Source organism: Acidaminococcus sp. HCP3S3_G9_1 (assembly GCF_052122455.1).
Lineage (GTDB): Bacteria > Bacillota > Negativicutes > Acidaminococcales > Acidaminococcaceae > Acidaminococcus.
The window spans coordinates 39,024-59,219 of the sequence record NZ_JBQKCH010000013.1; the positions used below are offsets into that span (position 1 = coordinate 39,024).

Genomic DNA, 20,196 nt, shown 5'->3' on the forward strand with positions numbered 1-20,196 from the left:
AGATGGATACGGATGAGACGACAGAAAGGGCAGGACATCATTGAATATGCACTGATGCTGGCAATCATCGTCGGTATCGGCGGATGGATATACAACGCCGGTGTCAATGGCGGCCTGGCCGGGTCCATCAATTCTGTATTCAACAACGCCAGCGCTCTCTTGGACGAATCTTCCAAGGAAAAACTCCCGGCCGCGTCCACAGCGAAAGATATCATCGAACGGCTCCGGCAGGGACGGTACGACGGCCTGGCGGATGTGCTCCAGGGGAAACCTTCCAGCACCCTGGTGATTGCCTCGGACAGTGCCGCAGGACAGGAGCTGGCCCGGCAACTGAACATCCAGACCAAAGAAGGGGACGGCTGGTTCGCCAGGGTCCAAACCGATGGGGTAACGGTGTTTTCCTATTACTCCGCAGAGGCAAACAAGGGGATGACCTTCAGTCAGCTGGCAGCAGATTACCAAAAGAATACCAAAACGTATTATGATGCATCTACAGGGGAAAATAAAGCTACGGTAAGGATCACGGAAGGGCTGTTCAACAGCCAGGGGAAAAGTGCCGCGGGTGCAGGGAAGACCGTCTTTGAAAATGTCCCGGGCTACGTGGGACCTTCTCCCAGCGGCAGTGGGTTCATCATCGATCCTACGCGTACCAAAAAATTGAAATAGAAACGGCCGTTTGCGTCAACTTCTTGAACAAACCATGACAAAACCTGCACCTGTGTTGACAGGGCAGGTTTTTTGCTATAAATAAAAAGGTACAGCACATATGCAGGAGGCTTGACAGAATTGAAAACTATGGACCGGCCAAAGCCAATCCCTTCCGGGAAACCCATGGCGGTCTGGTTTCTGCCGCGGCTCCGGAACCGGCTGTCAAGCCAACGGGAGCAGCGGCTTCAGCCGGGAAAACCGTGGAGCTGACGGAATTGAAAAATACCGGCACAAAGGCCATACGGGATCCTTTGGCCGGGGCGGACCCCAAGATCCTGGAAAAGTTCTGCCTGGTAAAGGGCGGAACCTACAAAAAAGTGACCGCCTGCCTCCAGGGGCTGGACAAAAGCGCCACGGGCCTTGACCCGGCGGCTTCCTTCGTCCAGTGACCAGTGACAAGAGACCAGTGACCGGGGGTGTGAATTTTTTCACACCCCCTTCGTATTTTATTTCACCGCTTCCGCAAATTCTCTTCCGTACTTCCGGCACAGCTCCTGGCTGGCCTGGTCCGGGGCCCACTGGCACCGGAGCCCTTCGTTGACCAACTGGAACCCGGCACCGCCCAGCAGTTCCGTGATCTGTTTCACCGCTTCTCCGCTCCAGCCGTAGCTGCCGAAAGCAGCGGCCTTTTTGTTCTTGAACTTCAGGCCCCGGATCATTTCCATAATGCCCCCGATGGAATACAGGAACCCGTAATTGATGGTGGGGGACCCTACCAGAATGGCCTTGGATTTGAACACTTCCGTCACGATGTCGTTTTTGTCATCCACCGCAGAGTTGTAGATCTTCACCTTCAGGGTAGGGTCCGCTTCCATCAGGCCTTCGGCGATGCATTCCGCCATCCGCCGGGTGGAATTCCACATGGTGTCGTAAATCAGGGTCACCTGGTTTTCCTGGTAATTCTGGGCCCATTCCTGGTAGGCCTTGACGATCTGCAGGGGATCATCCCGCCAGATCACCCCGTGGCTGGGGCAGATCATGCTTACCGGCACGCCCATCTTGAGGATCTCGGCAATCTTCCGGGTGACCATGGGGCTGTACAGGTTCAGGATGTTGGCGTAATACTTCATGGCTTCCCGGTACAGTTCCCCCTTGTCCACTGCATCATTGAACAAGGTTTCGCTGGCGTAGTGCTGGCCGAATCCGTCGTTGCTGAACAGGATGTTCTCCCCGGTCATGTAGGTGAACATGGTGTCCGGCCAGTGGAGCATGGGAGCTTCGATGAACACCAGCTGAGAGCCCCCCAGGTCCAGGGTGTCCCCGGTCTTCACGGTGACGAAATTCCAGTCCTGGTGGTACAGCCCCCGGAGAATGGCTTCCCCTTTCTGGGTGCAGTAGATGGGGGTGTGGGGAATCTCCCGCATCAGGGCCGGCAGGGCACCGCTGTGGTCGTTTTCGTTGTGGTTCATCACAATATAATCAATGGCCTTCAGGTCGATTTCCTGTTTCAGATTGGCCACGAATTCTTCATCAAAAGGCTTCCAGACCGTGTCCATCAGCACCGTCTTCTGATCTCCCCGGATCAGATAGGAATTGTAGGAGGAGCCTTTTTCCGTAGAATATTCATGGCCATGGAACTCCGTCAGTTCCCAGTCGATTTTCCCAACCCAGGTGACTTTATCCGTAATTTTCTTTCCCATATGAAACATCTCCTTTGGCAGCAGTCTGTTTTTCCATGGTTCAAGTATACATGGAATAACCGGGAAAATCCGTTGTCAGTACAACAAATAAGAGAGCAGCAACCCCCTCTGGTATCTCTGGCCCATATGGGGTACAATACAGATAATACTTGTCCATTTGCCCGTGTCCAATTTTCTGCAATTGAAAGGTGGTATTTCCATGAAAATCAAACGTGTTCTGGCCATCCATGACCTTTGTTCTTTTGGGCGCTGTTCCCTGACGGCGGCCATGCCTGTACTGTCCGCCATGGGACACCAGGTGTGCCCGTTTCCTACGGCTCTGTACAGCAACAACCTGACTTACGGGAAATTCGTTTCCCGGGATCTGACGGACCTGATGGCCGGGTACCGGGACCAGTGGAAGCAGCTGGGGCTCTCTTTTGATGCAGTCTACAGCGGCTTTTTGGCAGGGCCTGCCCAGGTGGAACAGGTAATCGCTGCCGTCGAGGACTTTGCCGGGGAAGACCGGATCGCCGTGGTGGACCCGGCCATGGGGGACGACGGGAAGCTGTACCCGGTGTTCGATGCTTCCATGGTGGAAGCCATGAAGAAACTGGTGGCCCATGCCACTCTGATTACCCCCAACTATACGGAAGCCTGCCTCTTGACAGATACGCCCTGGAAAGACGCAGCCCCCACTGACGATGAGCTGGAAGCCCTCTGCGACAAGCTGCTGGCCCTGGGACCCAAACAGGTGGTGATCACCAGCGTGCCCTGCGATAAGGACCATCTGAAAATCGTCAGCAGTGAACCCAACCAGCTGTTCCCGGAAGCCTATGAAGTGAAGAAGCTGCCCTTTGCCACCTGCGGTACAGGAGATGTGTTCACCAGCACCCTTTTGGGCTATGTGCTCAATGGCAAAGATCTGAACCGGTGCGTCCAGGAAGCGGCGGATTTTGTCAGCTATGTCATCGACACCACTCTCAAAGCCGGTACCGACCCCAAAGAAGGGGTGGTCCTGGAAGGATGCCTGTGGAAGCTGCTGTTCCCCCAGTCCAAGAACTGCACCACCTGCATGGCGTAAGGGAGTGAAGGAAAGAGGAGGCTGTTGCTCTTGCAACAGCCTCCTCTTTCGGTTTATAATAAAGATTGGTGAAAAAATGTTTGCTTTTGGCTGAAATTCTTTCCAGTTGGGAGAAAGGGGGAGGGGCATGGAATTTGTGAAGAAGACACCGGAGGAGAAGGAGGCCAGTTTCCGGCTGCTCCAGAAAATGTATGCTTCAGAGCCCATCAAGCCCCGGACCCCGCCCGAACCGCTGCCCCCTTTGCTCCAGCAGCTCCGGGCCATGGAAAAGGACGACTCCAGCCGGTATGAGACCACTCCGGAACTGTTCGTCCGCCAGGGGAAACTGGCGGCGGATTACGAGGATGACACAGTGTACGACCTGCCGGTGCTCCATTACTATCCCACCTACCGGGTGCTTACGGACAAAGAGCTCCGGGGGTATTTCGGCTGGCGGACCCGGCTCCGGCATCAGCAGCTGGAACGGACCTCTCTGACCTATGCTTTCCTTTATATATACGAACTGCTGAACCAGATCGGGGTGGAAAATCCCGAGGACGGCTATGAAAAGCTGAAGGCTTTCGGGGAAACCTACGGCCTCCTGGACGACCGGATCCTGCCCTATCTCCACCAGTGGCTCCGGGATTACGTGCTGTATTACCAGCTGAATTCCGCCCTGCTGCCGGAAACCCAGCGGAACCGGCAGGATGAAGCCTATCTGGTGCTGGATGACTGGGAAAATGCCACGGACCAGGAACTCTTCGACGCCCTGGACCTTTTTTCCACCTACCATATGAGTCGGTCCAAACTGTACAAACAGAAACCGGAAGACACCGTGCGGCTTTTGGGCCGGATCTACCGGATGATCCAGGGGTACTGGAAGACCCACCGGAAAAAATCTTTTTTGGAGGAACATGTGGGAGGGCCCGGCTACGAATGGCTGGAGCTGTTTGCCAACGCCGTATTCCTCCGGAAGGAGGACAAACGGGATTTCACGGTGGTGGTGAATCCCCTGTGCATCTACCATGACCGAAAGGGCATCTGGACCTTCCGCCATTACGTGTACACCTCCAAACAGCTCCGGAAGCTGGGAAAACTGATGAAGACCCTGGACGGCCTCCTCCGGGAGGAACTGGACTTCCCTCAGCCCCTCCAGCAGCCCCTGTCCTACAAATGGCTCACCCGACTGGTCCACCAGGGGGTGGAAGAGGACCGGAAGGAACAGAAGGAAGCGGAAAAACGGAAAGTGGTGTTCCATCTGGATCAGCTGGACCAGATCCGCCAGGATGCGGCGGTGACCCGGGACAGACTGATGACGGAAGAGGAACGGCGGGAGGAAGCTCTGCCTTCCCTGGAGGACAGAACGGAAGCCCCGGCAGCACAAAAGGCTCCGGAACCTCCGGAAATGGCTCCGGCCCCGGCAGTTTCCGGTCAGGAAGCTGCAGGACAAAGACCGGAATCCGGCAAAATCTCTCCGGCCTCTGGAGAAGCATCCCCGGAACCGGCCGAACCGGCCCGGCCCTGGAATCTGACAGAAGAGGAATACCGCTACCTCCACGACCTGCTCTATGGGGAAGACACCTCCTGGACCGGGGCCAAGGGGCTGATGCCTTCTATTTTAACAGACAGCATCAACGAAAAATGTTACGAAGAATTCGGGGATACGGTGCTGGAAGCCGGGGACCCGCCTTCTGTGATCGAAGATTATGCGGATGACCTGAAAGGAACGATAGAACCATGACGCTGAAGATACCCAAACGGATTGCCCGGACCCTTATCAGCTCCCTGAAAGGGGGCGTGGTGCCCCGGATCGGGCTGCCTTACATTACCGTAGGCCGGAAGAACGAAATCGACGCCCTGCTCCACGATGTGGACGTGATTGCCGACGGGGGCGCTTCTTTCCGGTTCATTGTGGGCCGGTACGGCAGCGGGAAAAGTTTCCTGCTCCAGACCCTCCGGAACTATGTAATGGAAAAGGATTTCGTGGTGGTGGACGCCGACCTGTCCCCGGAACGGCGGCTCCAGGGCACCAAAGGACAGGGACTGGCCACCTACCGGGAACTGGTCCGGAACATGGCCACCAGGACCCGTCCCGAAGGAGGCGCCCTGCCTTTGATCCTGGACCGGTGGATCAACCAGATCCAGCAGCAGGTGGTGACGGAAACGGGCCTGGCCCTTACAGACGGCCGGCTGAATACCCTGGTGGAACAGAAAATCGGCCAGGTGATCCAGGCCCTCAATGAAATGGTCCACGGGTTCGATTTTGCCCGGCTGCTGACTTTGTACTACCGGTCCTATCGTCAAGGGGACGAAGCCACCAAGGCAAAGGTGATCCAGTGGTTCCGGGGAGAATTCCATACCAAGACCGAAGCCCGCCAGGAACTGGGAGTGAACATCATCATCTCCGATGAAGACTGGTATGAATATCTGAAGATCTTCGCTCTGTTCCTGAAGCAGGCCGGTTACGCCGGGCTCCTGGTGTGCATCGACGAACTGGTGAACATCTACAAGATTCCCCATGCCATCACCCGGCAGTACAACTACGAAAAGATTCTCACCATGTACAACGATACCCTCCAGGGAAAGGCCCACTACCTGGGCATCATCATGGGAGGCACTCCCCAGTGTATGGAAGACCCCCGGCGGGGAGTGTACAGCTATGAGGCCCTCCGGTCCCGGCTGGCGGAAGGCCATTTTGCCGGAGAACACAAGGACCTGCTGGCACCGGTGATCCGGCTCCAGCCTCTTACCAGCGACGAAATGCTGGTGCTGGTGGAAAAACTGGCGGAGATCCACGGGGTGCTCTACGGCTATGCCCCGAAAGTGACCCAGGAAGATCTGGTGGCCTTCATCCGGATCGAATTCCAGCGGATCGGGGCGGATTCCCACATCACTCCCCGGGAAGTAATCCGGGACTTCATCGAGGTGCTGGACATCCTGTACCAGCATCCGGAACTGAAGGTGGAAGCCCTGCTCCAGTCCGACAGCTTCCAGTATGCCCAGAACGCCGTGGAAGGGGAGGAAACCGCTCCGGAATTTGCGGAGTTCACCGTATAAGAAAGGATTGCCATGAATATCTTTGACCGGTATGCACCTTTTGTCCAGGATTTCATCTACAGCCAGGGGTGGTCGGAACTGCGGCCCATCCAGGTGGCGGCCGGAGATGTGCTGCTGAACACGGACCAGAACCTGCTGCTTACTGCTTCCACCGCCTCCGGGAAGACCGAGGCGGCCTTCTTTCCCATCCTGTCCCTGTTTGCCCAGAATCCGCCCAAAAGCGTGGGGTGCATCTACATCGGTCCTCTCAAGGCCCTGATCAATGACCAGTTCCTCCGGCTCCAGCCTCTCTGTGAAGAAGGGGGCATCCCGGTGTGGCACTGGCATGGGGACGTTTCCCAGTCCCACAAGGCCAAAATGATGAAGCATCCTTCCGGGATCCTCCAGATTACCCCGGAATCCCTGGAAGCCCTGCTGCTCCACAAACACATGGCCATTCCCCGGCTGTTCGGGGATCTGCGGTTCGTGGTCATCGATGAAGTCCATTCCCTGCTCCGGGGGGACCGGGGAGGCCAGACCCTGTGCCTGATCCAGCGGCTGTCCCGGCTGGCCGGGGTGAATCCCCGGCGGATCGGGCTGTCGGCCACCCTGGGGGATCCGGAAAAGGTGGGGGAATTCCTGAGCCTGGGCACGGGCCGGAAGACCCTGATCCCCCAGGTGAAGGCCCCGGGGACCAAATGGCGGCTGTCCATGGAACATTTTTACGTGAAAGACGCCCAGGCCGGGGAGGACCGGGCGGACCTCCAGGCCCTGCCGGCACTGGATGTGAAGACCGACCAGGCTCCGGCCCAGGCGGACCCGGGACTGGGATACATCTTCGAGCACACCCGGGGGAAAAAGTGCCTGGTGTTCGTGAATTCCCGGGAAGAATGTGAAGGGGTCACCACCAGCCTCCGGCAGTACTGCGAGCTGAACCATGAGCCGGACCGGTTTTTGATCCACCACGGGAATCTGTCCGCCTCCTACCGGGAAACAGCGGAAGAACTGATGAAGGACGAGAGCCGGAACCTGACCACCGTCACCACGTCCACCCTGGAACTGGGCATCGACATCGGCCGGCTGGAGCGGGCCTTTCAGATCGATGCGCCCTGGACGGTGTCTTCCTTCCTCCAGCGGATGGGACGGACGGGCCGGAGGGACCTGCCTCCGGAAATGTGGTTCGTGATCCGGGAGGACGAGCCGGAGATCCGGGCTATGCTGCCGGCCACCATCCCCTGGAAGCTGCTTCAGGGAATCGCCCTGATCCAGCTGTACCTGGAGGAAAAATGGGTGGAACCGCCCCGGCTGGACCGGCTGCCCTACAGCCTTTTGTACCACCAGACCATGAGCGTCCTGGCCAGCAATGGGGAAATGTCTCCGGCGGCTCTGGCGGACCGGGTGCTCCGGCTCAGCTATTTCCACCGGATCACCCAGGAAGATTACAAGGTGCTCCTCCGGTATCTGATCGCCGAAGACCATATTGCAAGGACCGAACAGGGGGGCCTGATCGTGGGCCTGGCCGGGGAACGGGTGATCAGCTCCTTCAAATTTTACGGGGTGTTCCAGGAAAACGAGGAGTTCACCGTCCGGTGCGATTCCCAGGAACTGGGCACCGTGGTGGCGCCCCCTCCTCCGGGAGAAAAGATTGCCCTGGCCGGTCATGTGTGGCGGGTATTGGAAGTGGACCGGAAACGCCATGTGATCTACTGCGAACTGGTTAAGGGAAAAGTGCCCGCTTATTTTGGAGAATGTCCCGGGGATATCCATACCAAAGTGCTGGAGAGGATGCGCCAGGTGCTCCGGGAGGACCGGTCCTATCCTTATCTGATGAAAAACGCCGTGGCCCGGCTCCAGCAGGCCCGGTTCACCGCCAAAGCCTCGGGCGCGGCGGAAAAGCCTCTGATCCAGTTGGGAGGAAAGATGTGGTGCCTTCTGCCCTGGCTGGGGAGCTATGGCTTTTTGGCCCTGGAACGGTTCCTGAACCTGAAATGCGCCCAAAAACTGGGGCTGAAGAAGCTGGATCCCTTCCGTCCCTTCTTTATGCAGTTTACCATGGAAGCGGACGAGGAGACTTTTTTCCAGGTGGTGGAGGAAGAAATCCAGAAGGAAATCGATCCCCTGGAACTGGTCTACCCCCATGAGGTGCCGCTTTTTGACAAGTATGATGAATATCTGCCGGAAGAACTGGTGAAAAAAGGCTTTGCCCTGGGGGTCCTGAACCTGGAAGACGTGCGGAAACGGGTCCGGGAGTGGAGCCACACAGGGCATGGAATGACAGAATGATGAATTTGTGGGGAAAGGGAAGAAATCATGACAGAAACCAAGAAGTCGGCCCATAAACCGGGCCTGGACATGCTCCATGGCTCCATTGCAGACAAACTGTTCTATTTTGCCATGCCCATCGGGCTCATGGGGCTCTTTGAGCAGCTGTTCAACAGCGCAGATGTGTTCCTGCTGGGGCATTTTGTAGGGAAGGACGCCATGGCAGCCGTAGGGAACAACATGCCGGTGATCGGCCTCCTGGTGACCCTGTTGATCGGGATCTCCCTGGGGGCCAATGTAACCATTGCCCAGTATCTGGGAGCCGGGAAGCAGGAAAAAGTGGAAGAGACTGTCCAGACCGCCATTGTCATGGCCCTGGGCCTGGGGGTGCTGCTGACGGCGGTGGGGGAACTGATCGCCCATCCGGCCCTGAAGATCCTGGCGGTGCCGGAAGAGGTCCACGATCTGGCGGCCACCTATCTGCGGATTTTCCTTTTGGGGATGCCTTTTTTGACTTTGTACAACTTCGAAGCGGCCATTTTCCGCAGCTGCGGAGACGGGAAGACCCCGCTCTACAGCCTGGTGGCGGCCAATCTCCTGAACATCACCCTGGACCTTTTGTCTGTAACCGTGTTCGACTGGGGGATTACCGGGGTGGTCAGCGCCACGGTACTGTCCTTTGCGGTGAATTCCGGGATCCTGTTCGTGCTGCTGTGCCGGACCCCTCAGCCCATCCAGCTCCAGCGGCACAAGATGCGGCTGAACGGCCATGAAATGGGGAAAATCCTCCATATCGGGCTCCCTGCCGGGATCCAGGGCATGGTCTTTGCCATGAGCAATGTGGTGATTCAGTCTTCCATCAACAGCCTGGGCACCGCGGCCATGGCGGCGGCTGCCGCTTCCGTAATCATCGAATTCAACATCTACTGCTTCGTAAACGGGTTCAGCCAGGCCACCACCACCTTTGTAGGCCAGAACTACGGGGCACGGAAGCTGAGCCGGTGCTTTGCCACCACCAAGGCGGCCTTCTGGGTGGAAGGGCTGTTCCTTCTGTGCATTACGGTACCCATCCTGTTCTTCGGAGAGCATGTGATCGGTTTCTTCAACCCGGATCCCCAGGTGATCCGGCTGGGGGTGCTGCGGCTGTGGTGGGTGGGGGATACCCTTTACCTTAACGGGGCCATGGATATCCTCTCCGGAGCTCTCCGGGGCTACGGCTATTCCCTGCCTCCGGCCCTTGTGGCCCTGGTGGGCATCTGCGGAGTGCGGCTGGTGTGGATCTATACGGTATTTGCCAACCATCCGGACTACCTGACCCTGATCCAGGCCTATCCGGTGAGCTGGATCATAGCCACCGCGGTGCTGGCTGTGGTGTACTGGCAGTGCAGGAAGTACATTGTAAAGTCGGCCCTGGCGGGGAGATAAAAGGCAGACACCGGGGGTGTGAATTTTTTTCACACCCCCCTTTCATTCCACCCTATCATGCACAATGGTGTTCCGTCCTCGGTTCTTGGCTTCGTACATGTATTTGTCTGCCCGCTGGATGATGGAATCCGGAGTATCTCCCTCCTGGACGGCGGTGATCCCCACGCTCATGGTAATGTGGAGAGGGTGGCTTTCGTGGTGGATGAAAGCCTGTTCCACCATGTGCTGGAACCGGTTGGCAATGGGGATGATATCCGATCTGTTTTTGATGGGGTAGATCCCGATGAATTCTTCTCCGCCCCAGCGGCCCAGGGTGTCCGTGGACCGGATGGAGTGGGTGGCGGCGTCGGCAAAGGCCTTCAGCATCCGGTCCCCGGCCGGGTGGCCATACTTTCCGTTGAAATCGTGGAAATGGTCGATGTCCGCAAACAGCACCGCAAACAGCTGATGGAGCCGATGGTACTCCGAAAAACGCATTTTCAGCAGGGGATCCAGGAACTTCCGGTTGGGCAGGCCGGTGAGAGTGTCATGGTAGGCCAGAGAATACAGATTCTGGATGATCAGGCTTCCCCGGTCCAACAGGCTCACTTCTTCGAACTGCTCCGCCACCAGCCGGATTTGGCCTTTTTCATCAGCAAGAGGCACAAAATGGGCCTGGATCACCCCCATGGTTCCGTCTTTATGGGTAAAGACCAGCTTTTTGGACAGAGGCTTTTTCTGGTCCATGGAGGCCAACAGGGGACAGTAGGTCCTGCACAGAGGCCGACCCTTTTCATCCATATGATCCAGCTTTGTTTCCGGACAGCGGAGACCGATCATCTCTTCTGCCGTATACCCGGTAATCTGTTCCGCCGCCCTGTTCCAATAGACGATGGTCCGGTCCGGGGTCACCATATAGGTGCCGAAAGGTGCAAGCTCCGCCAGCTGACGGAAATCTTTATCCTGGATCATACACACATTCTCCTTTCCAAAAACATGGAACTGTCTTTATTCCCTTTATTCCAGTTGCTTCTTCATCCACTGGTGGGGGACTCCTTCATCCGGTTCCACCGGTCCATAGGCCCGATACCCCAGGGTCTCATAGAAATGTTCAGCCCGGACCTGGGCGTGGAGACGGATTTCCGTTCCTCCCAGTTCCTTTACGGCTGCCTCGGTGCCTTTTACCAGAAGGCTGCCGGCGCCTTTGCCACGGAACCGCTTTTTTACGGCAATCCGTCCCAGGATCCAGATTCCCGGTTCCTCGCCGGGGAAGAAACGGCAGACACCCACGGCTTCTCCCTGGTCATCCCACAGGAGACCGTGATGTGAGGCCTGATCCTGGCTGTCGAATTCCTCCTGGAATCCCTGTTCCTGGCAAAAGACTTCTTCCCGGAGGGCCTTGGCCTCCGGAGGCAGTTGGGTGTAGGTGGTAAATTTCATTATGAGATTCTCCTGTTCATTGATGATTTTGCGGGCGTCCGTGGCTGCCGCCCTCTGTCTTTGTTAGATTTTCGGGGGAGTCCTGCGGGGTACCCTGGTCAGCTGGTGGATTTTCTGCCGGAACATCAGGTTTGTCCGTCCAGAATCAGGCGGGCCAGGGCTTCATCCAGCAGCCGGACCGGATCCGTCAGCTGGAAATTCAGCCGGGAATAGTAATAATATTCCTCTATTATACACCAGAACAGACAATTTATAGGAAGATATTTTGGCATATACCACTGACGGCGTCTGTCTGTTTCTTTTACCAGGTACAGTGTATAATAGAAGAAATGCTATGATACAAGAAAGAGAGGAATCAATGCCTTGGCTGCTTCGCAAATCAACATGCTGGAAGGCTCTTTGACAAAGCCTTTGTTCCAGTTTGCCATCCCGGTGGCTCTTATCGGGATCCTCCAACAGATGTTCAATACGGCGGACATTATGGTCCTGGGCCGCTTTGTAGGGAAGGAGGCCCTGGCGGCAGTGGGGAACAATGCTCCGGTGATCGGGGTCATGGTCAATCTGTTCCTGGGGATTTCCCTGGGGGCCAATGTGCTCATTGCCCGGCGGCTGGGAGGAAGGCGGCTGAAGGAAGCCTCCCAGGCCATCCACACCACCGTGCTCATGGCCCTTCTGACCGGGCTGTTCATCCTGGTGGTGGGGGAAATCCTGGCCGGACCTCTCATGGTCTGGATGGGCGTGCCGGAAGAGGTCCGGGCTGCTTCGGAATTTTACCTGCGGATCTATCTGCTGGGCATGCCGGGGATGACTCTCTACGACTTTTTGTCCGCCGTATACCGGAGCCACGGGAATGTGCGGACCCCGCTGCTGTCCCTTATCACCGCCAGCCTGGTGAATATTGCAGGGAATTTCCTGGCAGTGTTCCTGGGGTTCGGGCTGGCCGGGGTGGTGGTGGCTACCGCCGTGTCCAATTACGTCAGTTCCGGGCTGCTGCTGCGGATGCTCCGGTATGGACACGGGGTGCTCCATTTTTATCCGGGCGCCATCCGTTTGCGGCTGGATGACATCCGGGAAATCCTCCGGGTGGGGGTGCCTGCCGGGATCCAGGGCATGGTGTTCAATCTGTCCAATATGGTGATCCAGTCCGCCATCAACAGCGAAGGGGCCCTGGCCATGGCGGCTTCGGCTGCGGCCTATGTGCTGGAAATCAACACCTATCCCTTTATCATCGCCTTTGGCCAGGCCATTACCACCTTTACCAGCCAGAACTTCGGGGCGGGGAACCTGAAACGGTGCCGGAAGGTGCTGGGCCGGGGCCTGACGTTGAACTTCCTGTTCACCTGCGTTTTGATCGGTCTGGTGTTCCTGGTGGCCCGGCCCTTCCTGGAGATCTTCGGACTGGAGCAGGAAGCGGTGGATCTGGGGGTCATGCGGATCCATCTGATCATCGGATTCTATTTCCTGTCAACGATTTACGAAAGCCTGTCCGCCTCCATGCGGGGGTTCGGCAACTCCCTGACCCCGGCCCTGGCCATGCTGGTGAGCATCGTGGGCACCCGGCTCCTGTGGCTGGCCACCGTCTATGCCGCCAACCCCACCTACCGGAACATCATGTACTGCTATCCCCTGAGCTGGCTGGCCGCCGATGTGCTGATCGGTGCCCTGTTCTGGAGAGACTGGAAGCGGGGGAAGCTGGGAGGGACTGGAATAGGGCAGAGTGCAGAGTGAAGAGTGCAGAGCAGGTTGGCAGCGGCCGGAGGAACCTTTGCTTATCCGTAAGGGCAGCAGGCCCGGCCGCCTGCTGAATAGGCCCCAATGGACCGCACGGCCCAAAAAGTCCGCCCGGGGGGCATAAGCAGGCACCCGCCCCTGCAGGGCAGACTTGGCCTCCGGCCTTGCTGGTACTTTGTACGAGTATACATCGATTCTCCGGGAACCGGGAGGACAGGCCCAGGAGGAGTCGGCGGGACAACATCGGGTGTTGTCGCTCCTGGGGTGGAGCACGCGGGCGATGGGGTCCGGCTTCCTGGTCCGTAGCCGCAGCCTTTGACCGTCAGGGCAAGGCGATAGGCTGTGAGCCTCCCGCCAGGGACGAACGGGTCTGCCCTCCCGGCGGAGAGCCCTCGCGGGTGTATGGGTATAGAAGTTTTTGCCCTCTGGGCGGCCGGGACGGGTTTGCCTGCGGCGCCCCCCTACATCGTTGGGGTCAGAGATTCGTACATCTGGCGAGCCGCCGGTTGTGCGGCCTCTACGGGTCCATGCTCTGCACTCTTCACTTTCGGACATGAATGAATAACGATACTGTGATGAAGGATTTACCGAGAACTTGTTGACACATACCGGCCCGACTCTCCCCTTGAACAAATTCCCCCAATCTGCTATACTTGTAACGATCGAGGGGGAGCGCCCTGGATTGGTATTCATTTTACAGCGAGGGAGCCCGTGTGCCGGGTTGAGAGGGTACCACAGTACCGACCGTCAGGATTGGCTTTTGCCATCTTTTTTGGCGCTGTGGAATGGATACGGCAATGGAATCGATTCCACTCCCGAAGGATCGGCAGACCGGTCCAGTAAGGAGTGGAGTTTTTTTATGGAAAGCAAACAGCAAAAAGTCCTGCGTCTGGTGTTTTTGTCCATGATGATCGGCCTGGGGGTTGTGATTTCCCCCATTCTCCGGGTGGAAGGCATGTGCCCCATGGCCCATCTGATCAACATTACCTGTTCGGTGATGCTGGGGCCCTGGTATTCTCTCCTGTGTGCCACCCTCATCGGCATCATCCGGATGACGGTGATGGGGATCCCGCCTCTGGCCCTGACCGGGGCAGTGTTCGGGGCTACTCTTTCCGGGATCTTCTACCGGGCCAGCGGGGGCAAGATCATTGCCGCCTGCCTGGGTGAAGTAATCGGCACCGGGATCATCGGGGCCATGGTGTCCTATCCTGTAATGGAAATCCTCATGGGCCGCACCGGCCTTTCCTGGATGTTCTACGTACCCAGCTTCATTGCCGGTACCCTGATCGGCGGTTCCATTGCCTTCGGGCTGCTCACCATCCTGTCCCGGAACGGGACCCTGTTGGAATTCCAGAGAAAATTGGGAGTGAATATCTATGACCGGGGAAGTCATCCGCAAGCTGCCCGGAACCTTTATGGACATCATGTCCAGGGTGCGGGAAAATGAACCGCTGATCCACTGCATGACCCATGCCATCACCATGAATGACAGCGCCAACGCCATCCTGGCTGTGGGGGGAAGTCCCACCATGGCCTCCCATCCCCAAGAAGTGGAAGAGATCGTGGAGGCGGCAGATTCCCTGGTGGTGAATTTGGGGAACATCAATGAAGAACGGCTGGAAGCCATGAGAATCGCCGGGGAAAAGGCCCATGAAAAAGGCATCCCCATCCTGCTGGATGCCGTAGGGGTAGCCTGCAGCACCCTTCGGCTGGTGTACGCCCAGCAGTTCATCGAACACAACCGGCCCGGGATCATCAAGGGGAACAGTTCGGAAATCCGGACCCTCTGCGGCCTTTCCGCCCATGCCCACGGAGTGGATGCCGGAGCGGCGGATGCGGTGACCAGGGAAAACTTCGCCGCAGATGCCCGTGCCTTCGGCCAGTATGCCCGGCAGCACGGAGCGGTACTCCTGGTCACTGGGGCAGTGGACCTGGTGACGGACGGAGAGACCGCCTTCGGCATTGCCAACGGGACGCCTCTTCTGGGCCGTCTCACCGGCACCGGCTGCATGGTGGGGGCTCTGGCAGGCACCTGGCACGCCTGTGGATCCTCTTTGGCCGCCGCAGCCCTGGGCACAGCGGTCCTGGGCATCGCCGGGGAAGAAGCCGCCAAAGAGTGTCCTGGGCTGGGCACCTTCCACATCCGCCTGCTGGATGCCCTGTCCAATCTTACCGGGGAGCAGGTGGCAGAGAAAGTGAAGATGGCAGAGACCGTTGGGTAAGCCCCGGTCTCTTTTTTGTCCCTGCAAAACGGAAATGAAAAAAAGAGCATCCTGTTCCAGGCCAGAGCCTATGCAGAAGACCCCAACCACAAATTCGACATGAAGCTGGAAGGACAAACCCTTTGCTATTCTTCCAATATCTTCCGGAACACCTGATGGTCTTTCAGGGCGGCCCGGCCCAGGCCTATGAGATCGGCCTGACCGGTGGCCAGGAAATGTTCTGCCTGATCTCCTGTGACGATGCCTCCGGTAAGGAGCACCGGGATCCGGGCCGTTTCTTTGGCGGCCTGGGACAGTTCTGCAAAATAACCGGGTTCCGGGTGGCCGGGACGGAAAAAGATGCACAGGCCGCCGGACAGGCTGATGCCGTCCAGGCCTTCCTGCTGCAGCAGTTCCACAGCCTGGGGCAGTTCTTCCGGCCGGGAGCCGCCTTCCATGTAGTCTCCGCCTCCCAGCCGCAGGGTCACCGCAAAATCAGCCGGGACGGCGACCCGTACAGCCTGGATCACTTCCCGGAGATAACGGGTACGGCCTTCCAGGGTGCTGCCGGTATAGGCATCCGTCCGTTTGTTGGTAAGGGGAGAATAGAACTGGTTCAGCAGGTACCCGTGGGCAGCGTGGATCTCCACTCCGTCGTAGTCGGCTTCCCGGGCCCTGAGGGCGGCCGCGGCAAAGGCGTCCCGCACCCGGACCAGGTCTTTTTCCCCCATGGGACGGGGCAGTTCCGGCTGGCCGTAGGCGGAAGCGGTCCGGGCCGGGTTCAGGACGGCACTGGGCCCCAGAGGCTCCTGTCCTGTCAGGGCCTTATGGGCTGCACTGCCTGCATGGCTCAGCTGGGCCAGGATGGGGACATGGTGCTGGTGGACGGCGGCGGTGATCCGTTTCAACCCGTCCAGATCTGCCCTTTCATCAAAGGCAATTTGATGGACACTGGCCCGGCCTTCCGGAGCAACGAAGCAGTGTTCCTGGATGATCAGGGCTGGCCCGCTCTGGGCCATATCTCCATAATAATCCACAAGGGCCTGTGTCACCTGGCCCTTGTCCGATTTTTCCGTAGCCATGGGAGGCAGCACCAGACGGTTCTTCAGGGTCAGGGAACCCAGGGAGATGGGCTGGTGGAGCAGGGGATGGTTCATGAGAAAATCCCTCCTGTAATTAATTTATATACAATTGCCATTATACAGGGGAGACAAAGGAAAAGCAAGGGGCAGTGGCCATAGGGAATCAGTTCAGCAAATTGATTTTGGATTGGAATAACCTTTTTACTTGCAGAGATTGATGAACAGGGTAATGATCAGCGTCTTGCAGATGTTGATGAAAACTACGGTGATCACCGGAAGGATGAACCAGCTGCAGCTGCCGATCAGGTCCACTTCCTTCATGTTCAGATTCAGTTGATAATGATCCATGATGTTCCGGAAGAGCATGCCCCCAAACAGGCACCCCACGTAATAGGGAAAGGTGACTCCGGTCAGTCGGGTCAGGACATACCCGATCATCCTGTGAGATTGCATTCCCCAGGTTAGCTTGGTATAATAAAGGGAAAGCGGCAGGGAAGGACCTGCAGACAGGGAACATCCATGAAACAGCATAAATTCTGGGCCTGGGCCACGGTTTTCGCCTTTGCCATGACCATGCACACCGGTATGAAGAAAAATAAAAGGAAAGGGGGCTGCTGCAAGGGCGACAGCCCCCTTCTGTATACGAAAGGAGACGGAACAATGCCTTGTACCACATTATTAGTAGGAAAGAATGCAACCGTTGACGGATCCACCATGATGGCCCGGAACGAGGATTCTCCTTCCGGACAGTTTACCGCCAAGAAGTTCATCGTGGTCCGGCCGGAGGACCAGCCCCGGCACTACAAAAGCGTGATTTCCCAAGTGGAAATCGACCTCCCGGACAATCCTCTGCGCTATACGGCCATGCCCAATGCCCAGGCCACGGAAGGGATCTGGGGAGAGGCGGGGATCAACGCCGCCAATGTGGCCATGACGGAAACGGAAACCATCACCTCCAATCCCCGGGTATTGGGGGCGGATCCTCTGGTGCCGGGAGGCATTGGCGAAGAGGACCTGCTGACCCTGGTGCTGCCCTATATCCGGTCTGCCCGGGAAGGGGTGCTGCGGCTGGGGAGCCTGCTGGAACAGTACGGCACTTATGAGATGAACGGCATCGGGTTCCAGGATGTGAATGAAATCTGGTGGCTGGAAAGCATCGGGGGCCATCACTGGATTGCCAAACGGGTGCCTGACGACGAGGCGGTGGTCATGCCCAACCAGCAGGGCATCGATTTCCTGGACCTGGCGGACGCCCTGGACCAGGGAAAGGACAACCTGTGCTCCCGGGATCTGGCGGAATTCATTGAAGACAACCACCTGGATCTGACCCTTGCGGAAGACCGGGAAGGGCCGGTGGCGGAAGATACGGCCTTTGACTGCCGGTCCGCCTTTGGCAGCCACGATGATGCGGACCATACCTACAACACACCCCGGGCCTGGTACATGCTCCGGTGCCTGACTCCCTTCAGTGTCCAGTGGGAAGGACCGGAAGCGCCGTTCCATCCGGAAGACGACGATCTGCCCTGGTCCGTGGAACCGGACCGGAAGGTGACCGTGGAAGACGTGAAATACATCCTCAGCAGTCACTACCAGGGGACTCCCTACGATCCTTACGGCCACAAAGGGGACGGGAGCCTTCGGGGGAAATACCGTCCCATCGGCATCAACCGGACCAACTTCCTGGCTCTCACCCAGCTGCGGCCGGACCTGCCGGAAAACCGGCGGGCCGTGGAATGGATCGCCGAAGGATGCAATGTGTTCAATGCCTTTGTGCCTTTCTACACCAATGTGGACAAGACCCCGGACTATCTGGCGGTTACGGGAGAAGAACCGGATTCCAATCAGTTCTATTGGGCTAACCGACTGATCGGGGCCCTGGCCGATGCTCATTTCGGCGCCTGCGCCAATCTGATCGAGCGTTACCAGAACAAAGTGGCCGCCCGGGCCCATGCCCTGCTGAAGGAAGGAGACCGGGGAGAAGCCGGAGAGAATGTAAGCCGGTATCTGGAAGCCCGGAACGAAACCATGGCCGCCATGGCCAGAGAAGAGACCAAGAAAGTCCTGGGCCAGGTCCTTTACGCCGCCAGCAACGGAATGAAGAACGGATTTGCCCGGTCGGATGCGTGAGCCCCGGCCTGCGACCGGGGGGGTGAATTCTTTCACCCCCTTTTTTATGTTATAATAATCCCAACAAGACTATTGGAGGAATCGTTATGTCAGCGGACCAACTGCCCCACAATCATGGAGAAAATATCAACTACATCCTGAAAGATCTGCCGGAAAATGCCAATTTTTCTGCGGTGTCCGGGCTGTTCAGCAGCCTGGCGGACGCCAACCGGATCAAACTGTTCTGGTTCCTGTGCCACATGGAAGAATGTGTCATCAACCTGTCTGTCCTGATGCACATGAGCAGCCCGGCTCTGTCCCATCATCTGAAGATCCTCCGGGAAAACGGCCTGATCATCAGCCGCCGGGCCGGCAAAGAAATGTACTACAAAGCCGCCAACACCGAGGAAGTCCGGCTCCTCCACCACATGATCGAACTCCTCATCGACATCACCTGCCCGGAGCAGGAGGGAAAGCAGACAGTAAAGAGTGAAGAGTAAAGAGTCATGAGCGCTTTTTCTTCCGGTACTGGAAGGGTGTACAGTGGAACTGCTGACGGAAAGCTTCTATGTAGTAACTGGGGGAGCTGAACCCACAGTTTTCTCCAATTTCACTGATGGACTGGTCGGTGGAATCCAGCAGTCGGACACTCTGTTCCAAGCGCAGTTCCCGGAGATAGGCAAAGATGGATTCTCCCGTGAACCGTTTGAAGATGCGGCAGCATTCGCTTTCTGTATAGGATGCATAAGCAGCTATTTGAGCCAGGGTGATTCTTTCCCCATAATGGGCTGTCAGGTAGCTGAGGATCCGCTGGGCCACGGTATTGGCCCGGGACCATTTCCGTGTCCGGAAATCATCCGATGGATGGTGGCAGAGAATGGCGGCAAAAATTTCATAGACCCGGGCTGTGGCAAGAAGTTCCCAGCCCGGTCTTTTTGTTTCACTTTCCTGGTAGATTTCACGGATTTTCTGGAGCACATCCGCCTGCCAAGGATCCTTTCGATACAGGGGCCGGGCAGTCAGTACAGGATCTGAGAGGGCTGGAAGCACATAGTCTTGTTCCAGTACAGAACCGGGAAATCCGCAGAGCAGCCGGGGATGGATATCCAAGCAAATGTAGCCTGCATCCGGATTTCCCAGAGGGCGGGCCATGTGGAGATAACCGCTGTTGATGAAAATGCCATCTCCGGTCTCAAGCTGACAACTGGCTTCGTTGACGGAAAAAGTCACAGTACCCTGGACTACGGCGCAGAACTGCAGTTCTTCATGCCAGTGCAGCCGGGTATAACCCAGTACATTGCGGCTTAGAATGGAATTGTAGACAGCCATGGGAAATCCATGGGTCCCGTGGCGGGTGGATTCCCGGTTTCTGGCATCCACTGGGATGTTGGTGACCTGCATGGAAAAACTCCTTTCGTCTGAAGAAGATGGATTTGGTTCCAGTATAACAGACTTTTCAAAAAACGCAATTTAGTGATATTTTTCATCAGGATTCGCATAGAATCCCTTCTAGGGATTTCTTATAATGAAACCATCAAGAAAGG

18 protein-coding genes are annotated in these 20,196 nt (G+C 57.3%); 12 read left to right on the forward strand and 6 right to left on the reverse strand.

Features of this window, described 5'->3' with window-relative positions; genetic code table 11:
• Positions 1-12: 12 nt before the first annotated feature.
• Positions 13-666 (forward strand): Flp family type IVb pilin, encoded by a 654-nt coding sequence (locus ACTQY1_RS08700; RefSeq protein ID WP_441374059.1) that lies wholly within the window; start codon positions 13-15, stop codon positions 664-666.
• A 242-nt stretch (positions 667-908) separates the two neighbouring features.
• Entirely contained in the window at positions 909-1,097 is a 189-nt protein-coding gene (locus ACTQY1_RS08705; protein ID WP_441368714.1) for a hypothetical protein, read from the forward strand.
• Between the two features lie 57 nt (positions 1,098-1,154).
• Here the strand turns inward: ACTQY1_RS08705 and ACTQY1_RS08710 are convergent, their stop codons facing one another.
• On the reverse strand, positions 1,155-2,348 hold the full coding sequence (locus tag ACTQY1_RS08710) for an anaerobic nitric oxide reductase flavorubredoxin (RefSeq protein WP_154488577.1): 1,194 nt from the start codon (positions 2,346-2,348) through the stop codon (positions 1,155-1,157).
• A 199-nt stretch (positions 2,349-2,547) separates the two neighbouring features.
• On the opposite strand from ACTQY1_RS08710, the gene ACTQY1_RS08715 reads away from it, so the two are divergent.
• The 5 genes from ACTQY1_RS08715 to ACTQY1_RS08735 all read left to right on the forward strand — a co-directional run bounded on the left by ACTQY1_RS08715 (position 2,548) and on the right by ACTQY1_RS08735 (position 10,113).
• Positions 2,548-3,411: a pyridoxamine kinase gene (locus ACTQY1_RS08715; RefSeq protein WP_441374060.1), complete on the forward strand. Its 864-nt coding sequence runs from the start codon at positions 2,548-2,550 to the stop codon at positions 3,409-3,411.
• 127 nt (positions 3,412-3,538) lie between these two features.
• Entirely contained in the window at positions 3,539-5,131 is a 1,593-nt protein-coding gene (locus ACTQY1_RS08720; protein ID WP_154488576.1) for a TerB N-terminal domain-containing protein, read from the forward strand.
• A complete protein-coding gene (locus ACTQY1_RS08725) occupies positions 5,128-6,447 on the forward strand; it encodes an ATP-binding protein (RefSeq protein WP_288311340.1) in 1,320 nt (439 codons plus the stop codon). Before ACTQY1_RS08720 ends, ACTQY1_RS08725 begins: the two co-directional genes overlap by 4 nt.
• A gap of 12 nt (positions 6,448-6,459) precedes the next feature.
• Positions 6,460-8,709, forward strand: coding sequence for a DEAD/DEAH box helicase (locus ACTQY1_RS08730; RefSeq protein WP_022486952.1), 2,250 nt, complete (start codon positions 6,460-6,462; stop codon positions 8,707-8,709).
• A 27-nt stretch (positions 8,710-8,736) separates the two neighbouring features.
• Positions 8,737-10,113 carry an MATE family efflux transporter gene (locus tag ACTQY1_RS08735; RefSeq protein WP_154488574.1) on the forward strand — a complete coding sequence of 459 codons (1,377 nt, stop codon included), beginning with the start codon at positions 8,737-8,739 and terminating at the stop codon, positions 10,111-10,113.
• A gap of 42 nt (positions 10,114-10,155) precedes the next feature.
• Here the strand turns inward: ACTQY1_RS08735 and ACTQY1_RS08740 are convergent, their stop codons facing one another.
• Positions 10,156-11,064 carry a sensor domain-containing diguanylate cyclase gene (locus ACTQY1_RS08740; protein WP_154488791.1) on the reverse strand — a complete coding sequence of 303 codons (909 nt, stop codon included), beginning with the start codon at positions 11,062-11,064 and terminating at the stop codon, positions 10,156-10,158.
• 45 nt (positions 11,065-11,109) lie between these two features.
• Positions 11,110-11,532, reverse strand: a complete 423-nt coding sequence (locus ACTQY1_RS08745; protein WP_022486949.1) for a GNAT family N-acetyltransferase — start codon at positions 11,530-11,532, stop codon at positions 11,110-11,112.
• 363 nt (positions 11,533-11,895) lie between these two features.
• On the opposite strand from ACTQY1_RS08745, the gene ACTQY1_RS08750 reads away from it, so the two are divergent.
• The 3 genes from ACTQY1_RS08750 (at position 11,896) to thiM (ending at position 15,485) form a co-directional block, all read left to right on the forward strand.
• Entirely contained in the window at positions 11,896-13,260 is a 1,365-nt protein-coding gene (locus tag ACTQY1_RS08750; RefSeq protein WP_154488789.1) for an MATE family efflux transporter, read from the forward strand.
• An 862-nt stretch (positions 13,261-14,122) separates the two neighbouring features.
• Positions 14,123-14,710: an energy coupling factor transporter S component ThiW gene (gene thiW / locus ACTQY1_RS08755; protein WP_288311511.1), complete on the forward strand. Its 588-nt coding sequence runs from the start codon at positions 14,123-14,125 to the stop codon at positions 14,708-14,710.
• On the forward strand, positions 14,640-15,485 hold the full coding sequence (thiM, locus tag ACTQY1_RS08760; protein WP_441374061.1) for a hydroxyethylthiazole kinase: 846 nt from the start codon (positions 14,640-14,642) through the stop codon (positions 15,483-15,485). The genes thiW and thiM overlap by 71 nt, the downstream gene beginning before the upstream one ends.
• Positions 15,486-15,610: 125 nt before the next feature.
• Here the strand turns inward: thiM and ACTQY1_RS08765 are convergent, their stop codons facing one another.
• Both ACTQY1_RS08765 and ACTQY1_RS08770 read right to left on the reverse strand, forming a co-directional pair.
• Positions 15,611-16,621: an NADH:flavin oxidoreductase gene (locus ACTQY1_RS08765; protein WP_441374062.1), complete on the reverse strand. Its 1,011-nt coding sequence runs from the start codon at positions 16,619-16,621 to the stop codon at positions 15,611-15,613.
• A gap of 126 nt (positions 16,622-16,747) precedes the next feature.
• Complete coding sequence (locus ACTQY1_RS08770; protein ID WP_308664232.1) at positions 16,748-16,984, reverse strand: hypothetical protein; 237 nt, start codon at positions 16,982-16,984, stop codon at positions 16,748-16,750.
• 222 nt (positions 16,985-17,206) lie between these two features.
• On the opposite strand from ACTQY1_RS08770, the gene ACTQY1_RS08775 reads away from it, so the two are divergent.
• Together ACTQY1_RS08775 and ACTQY1_RS08780 are read left to right on the forward strand one after the other, a co-directional pair.
• Entirely contained in the window at positions 17,207-18,673 is a 1,467-nt protein-coding gene (locus ACTQY1_RS08775) for a C69 family dipeptidase (protein ID WP_288174251.1), read from the forward strand.
• Between the two features lie 86 nt (positions 18,674-18,759).
• The gene (locus ACTQY1_RS08780; RefSeq protein WP_022486719.1) at positions 18,760-19,152 is read left to right on the forward strand and encodes an ArsR/SmtB family transcription factor; all 393 of its coding nucleotides are present in this window, start codon (positions 18,760-18,762) and stop codon (positions 19,150-19,152) included.
• Between the two features lie 4 nt (positions 19,153-19,156).
• Here the strand turns inward: ACTQY1_RS08780 and ACTQY1_RS08785 are convergent, their stop codons facing one another.
• Positions 19,157-20,053: an AraC family transcriptional regulator gene (locus ACTQY1_RS08785; RefSeq protein WP_022486718.1), complete on the reverse strand. Its 897-nt coding sequence runs from the start codon at positions 20,051-20,053 to the stop codon at positions 19,157-19,159.
• Positions 20,054-20,196 lie beyond the last annotated feature (143 nt).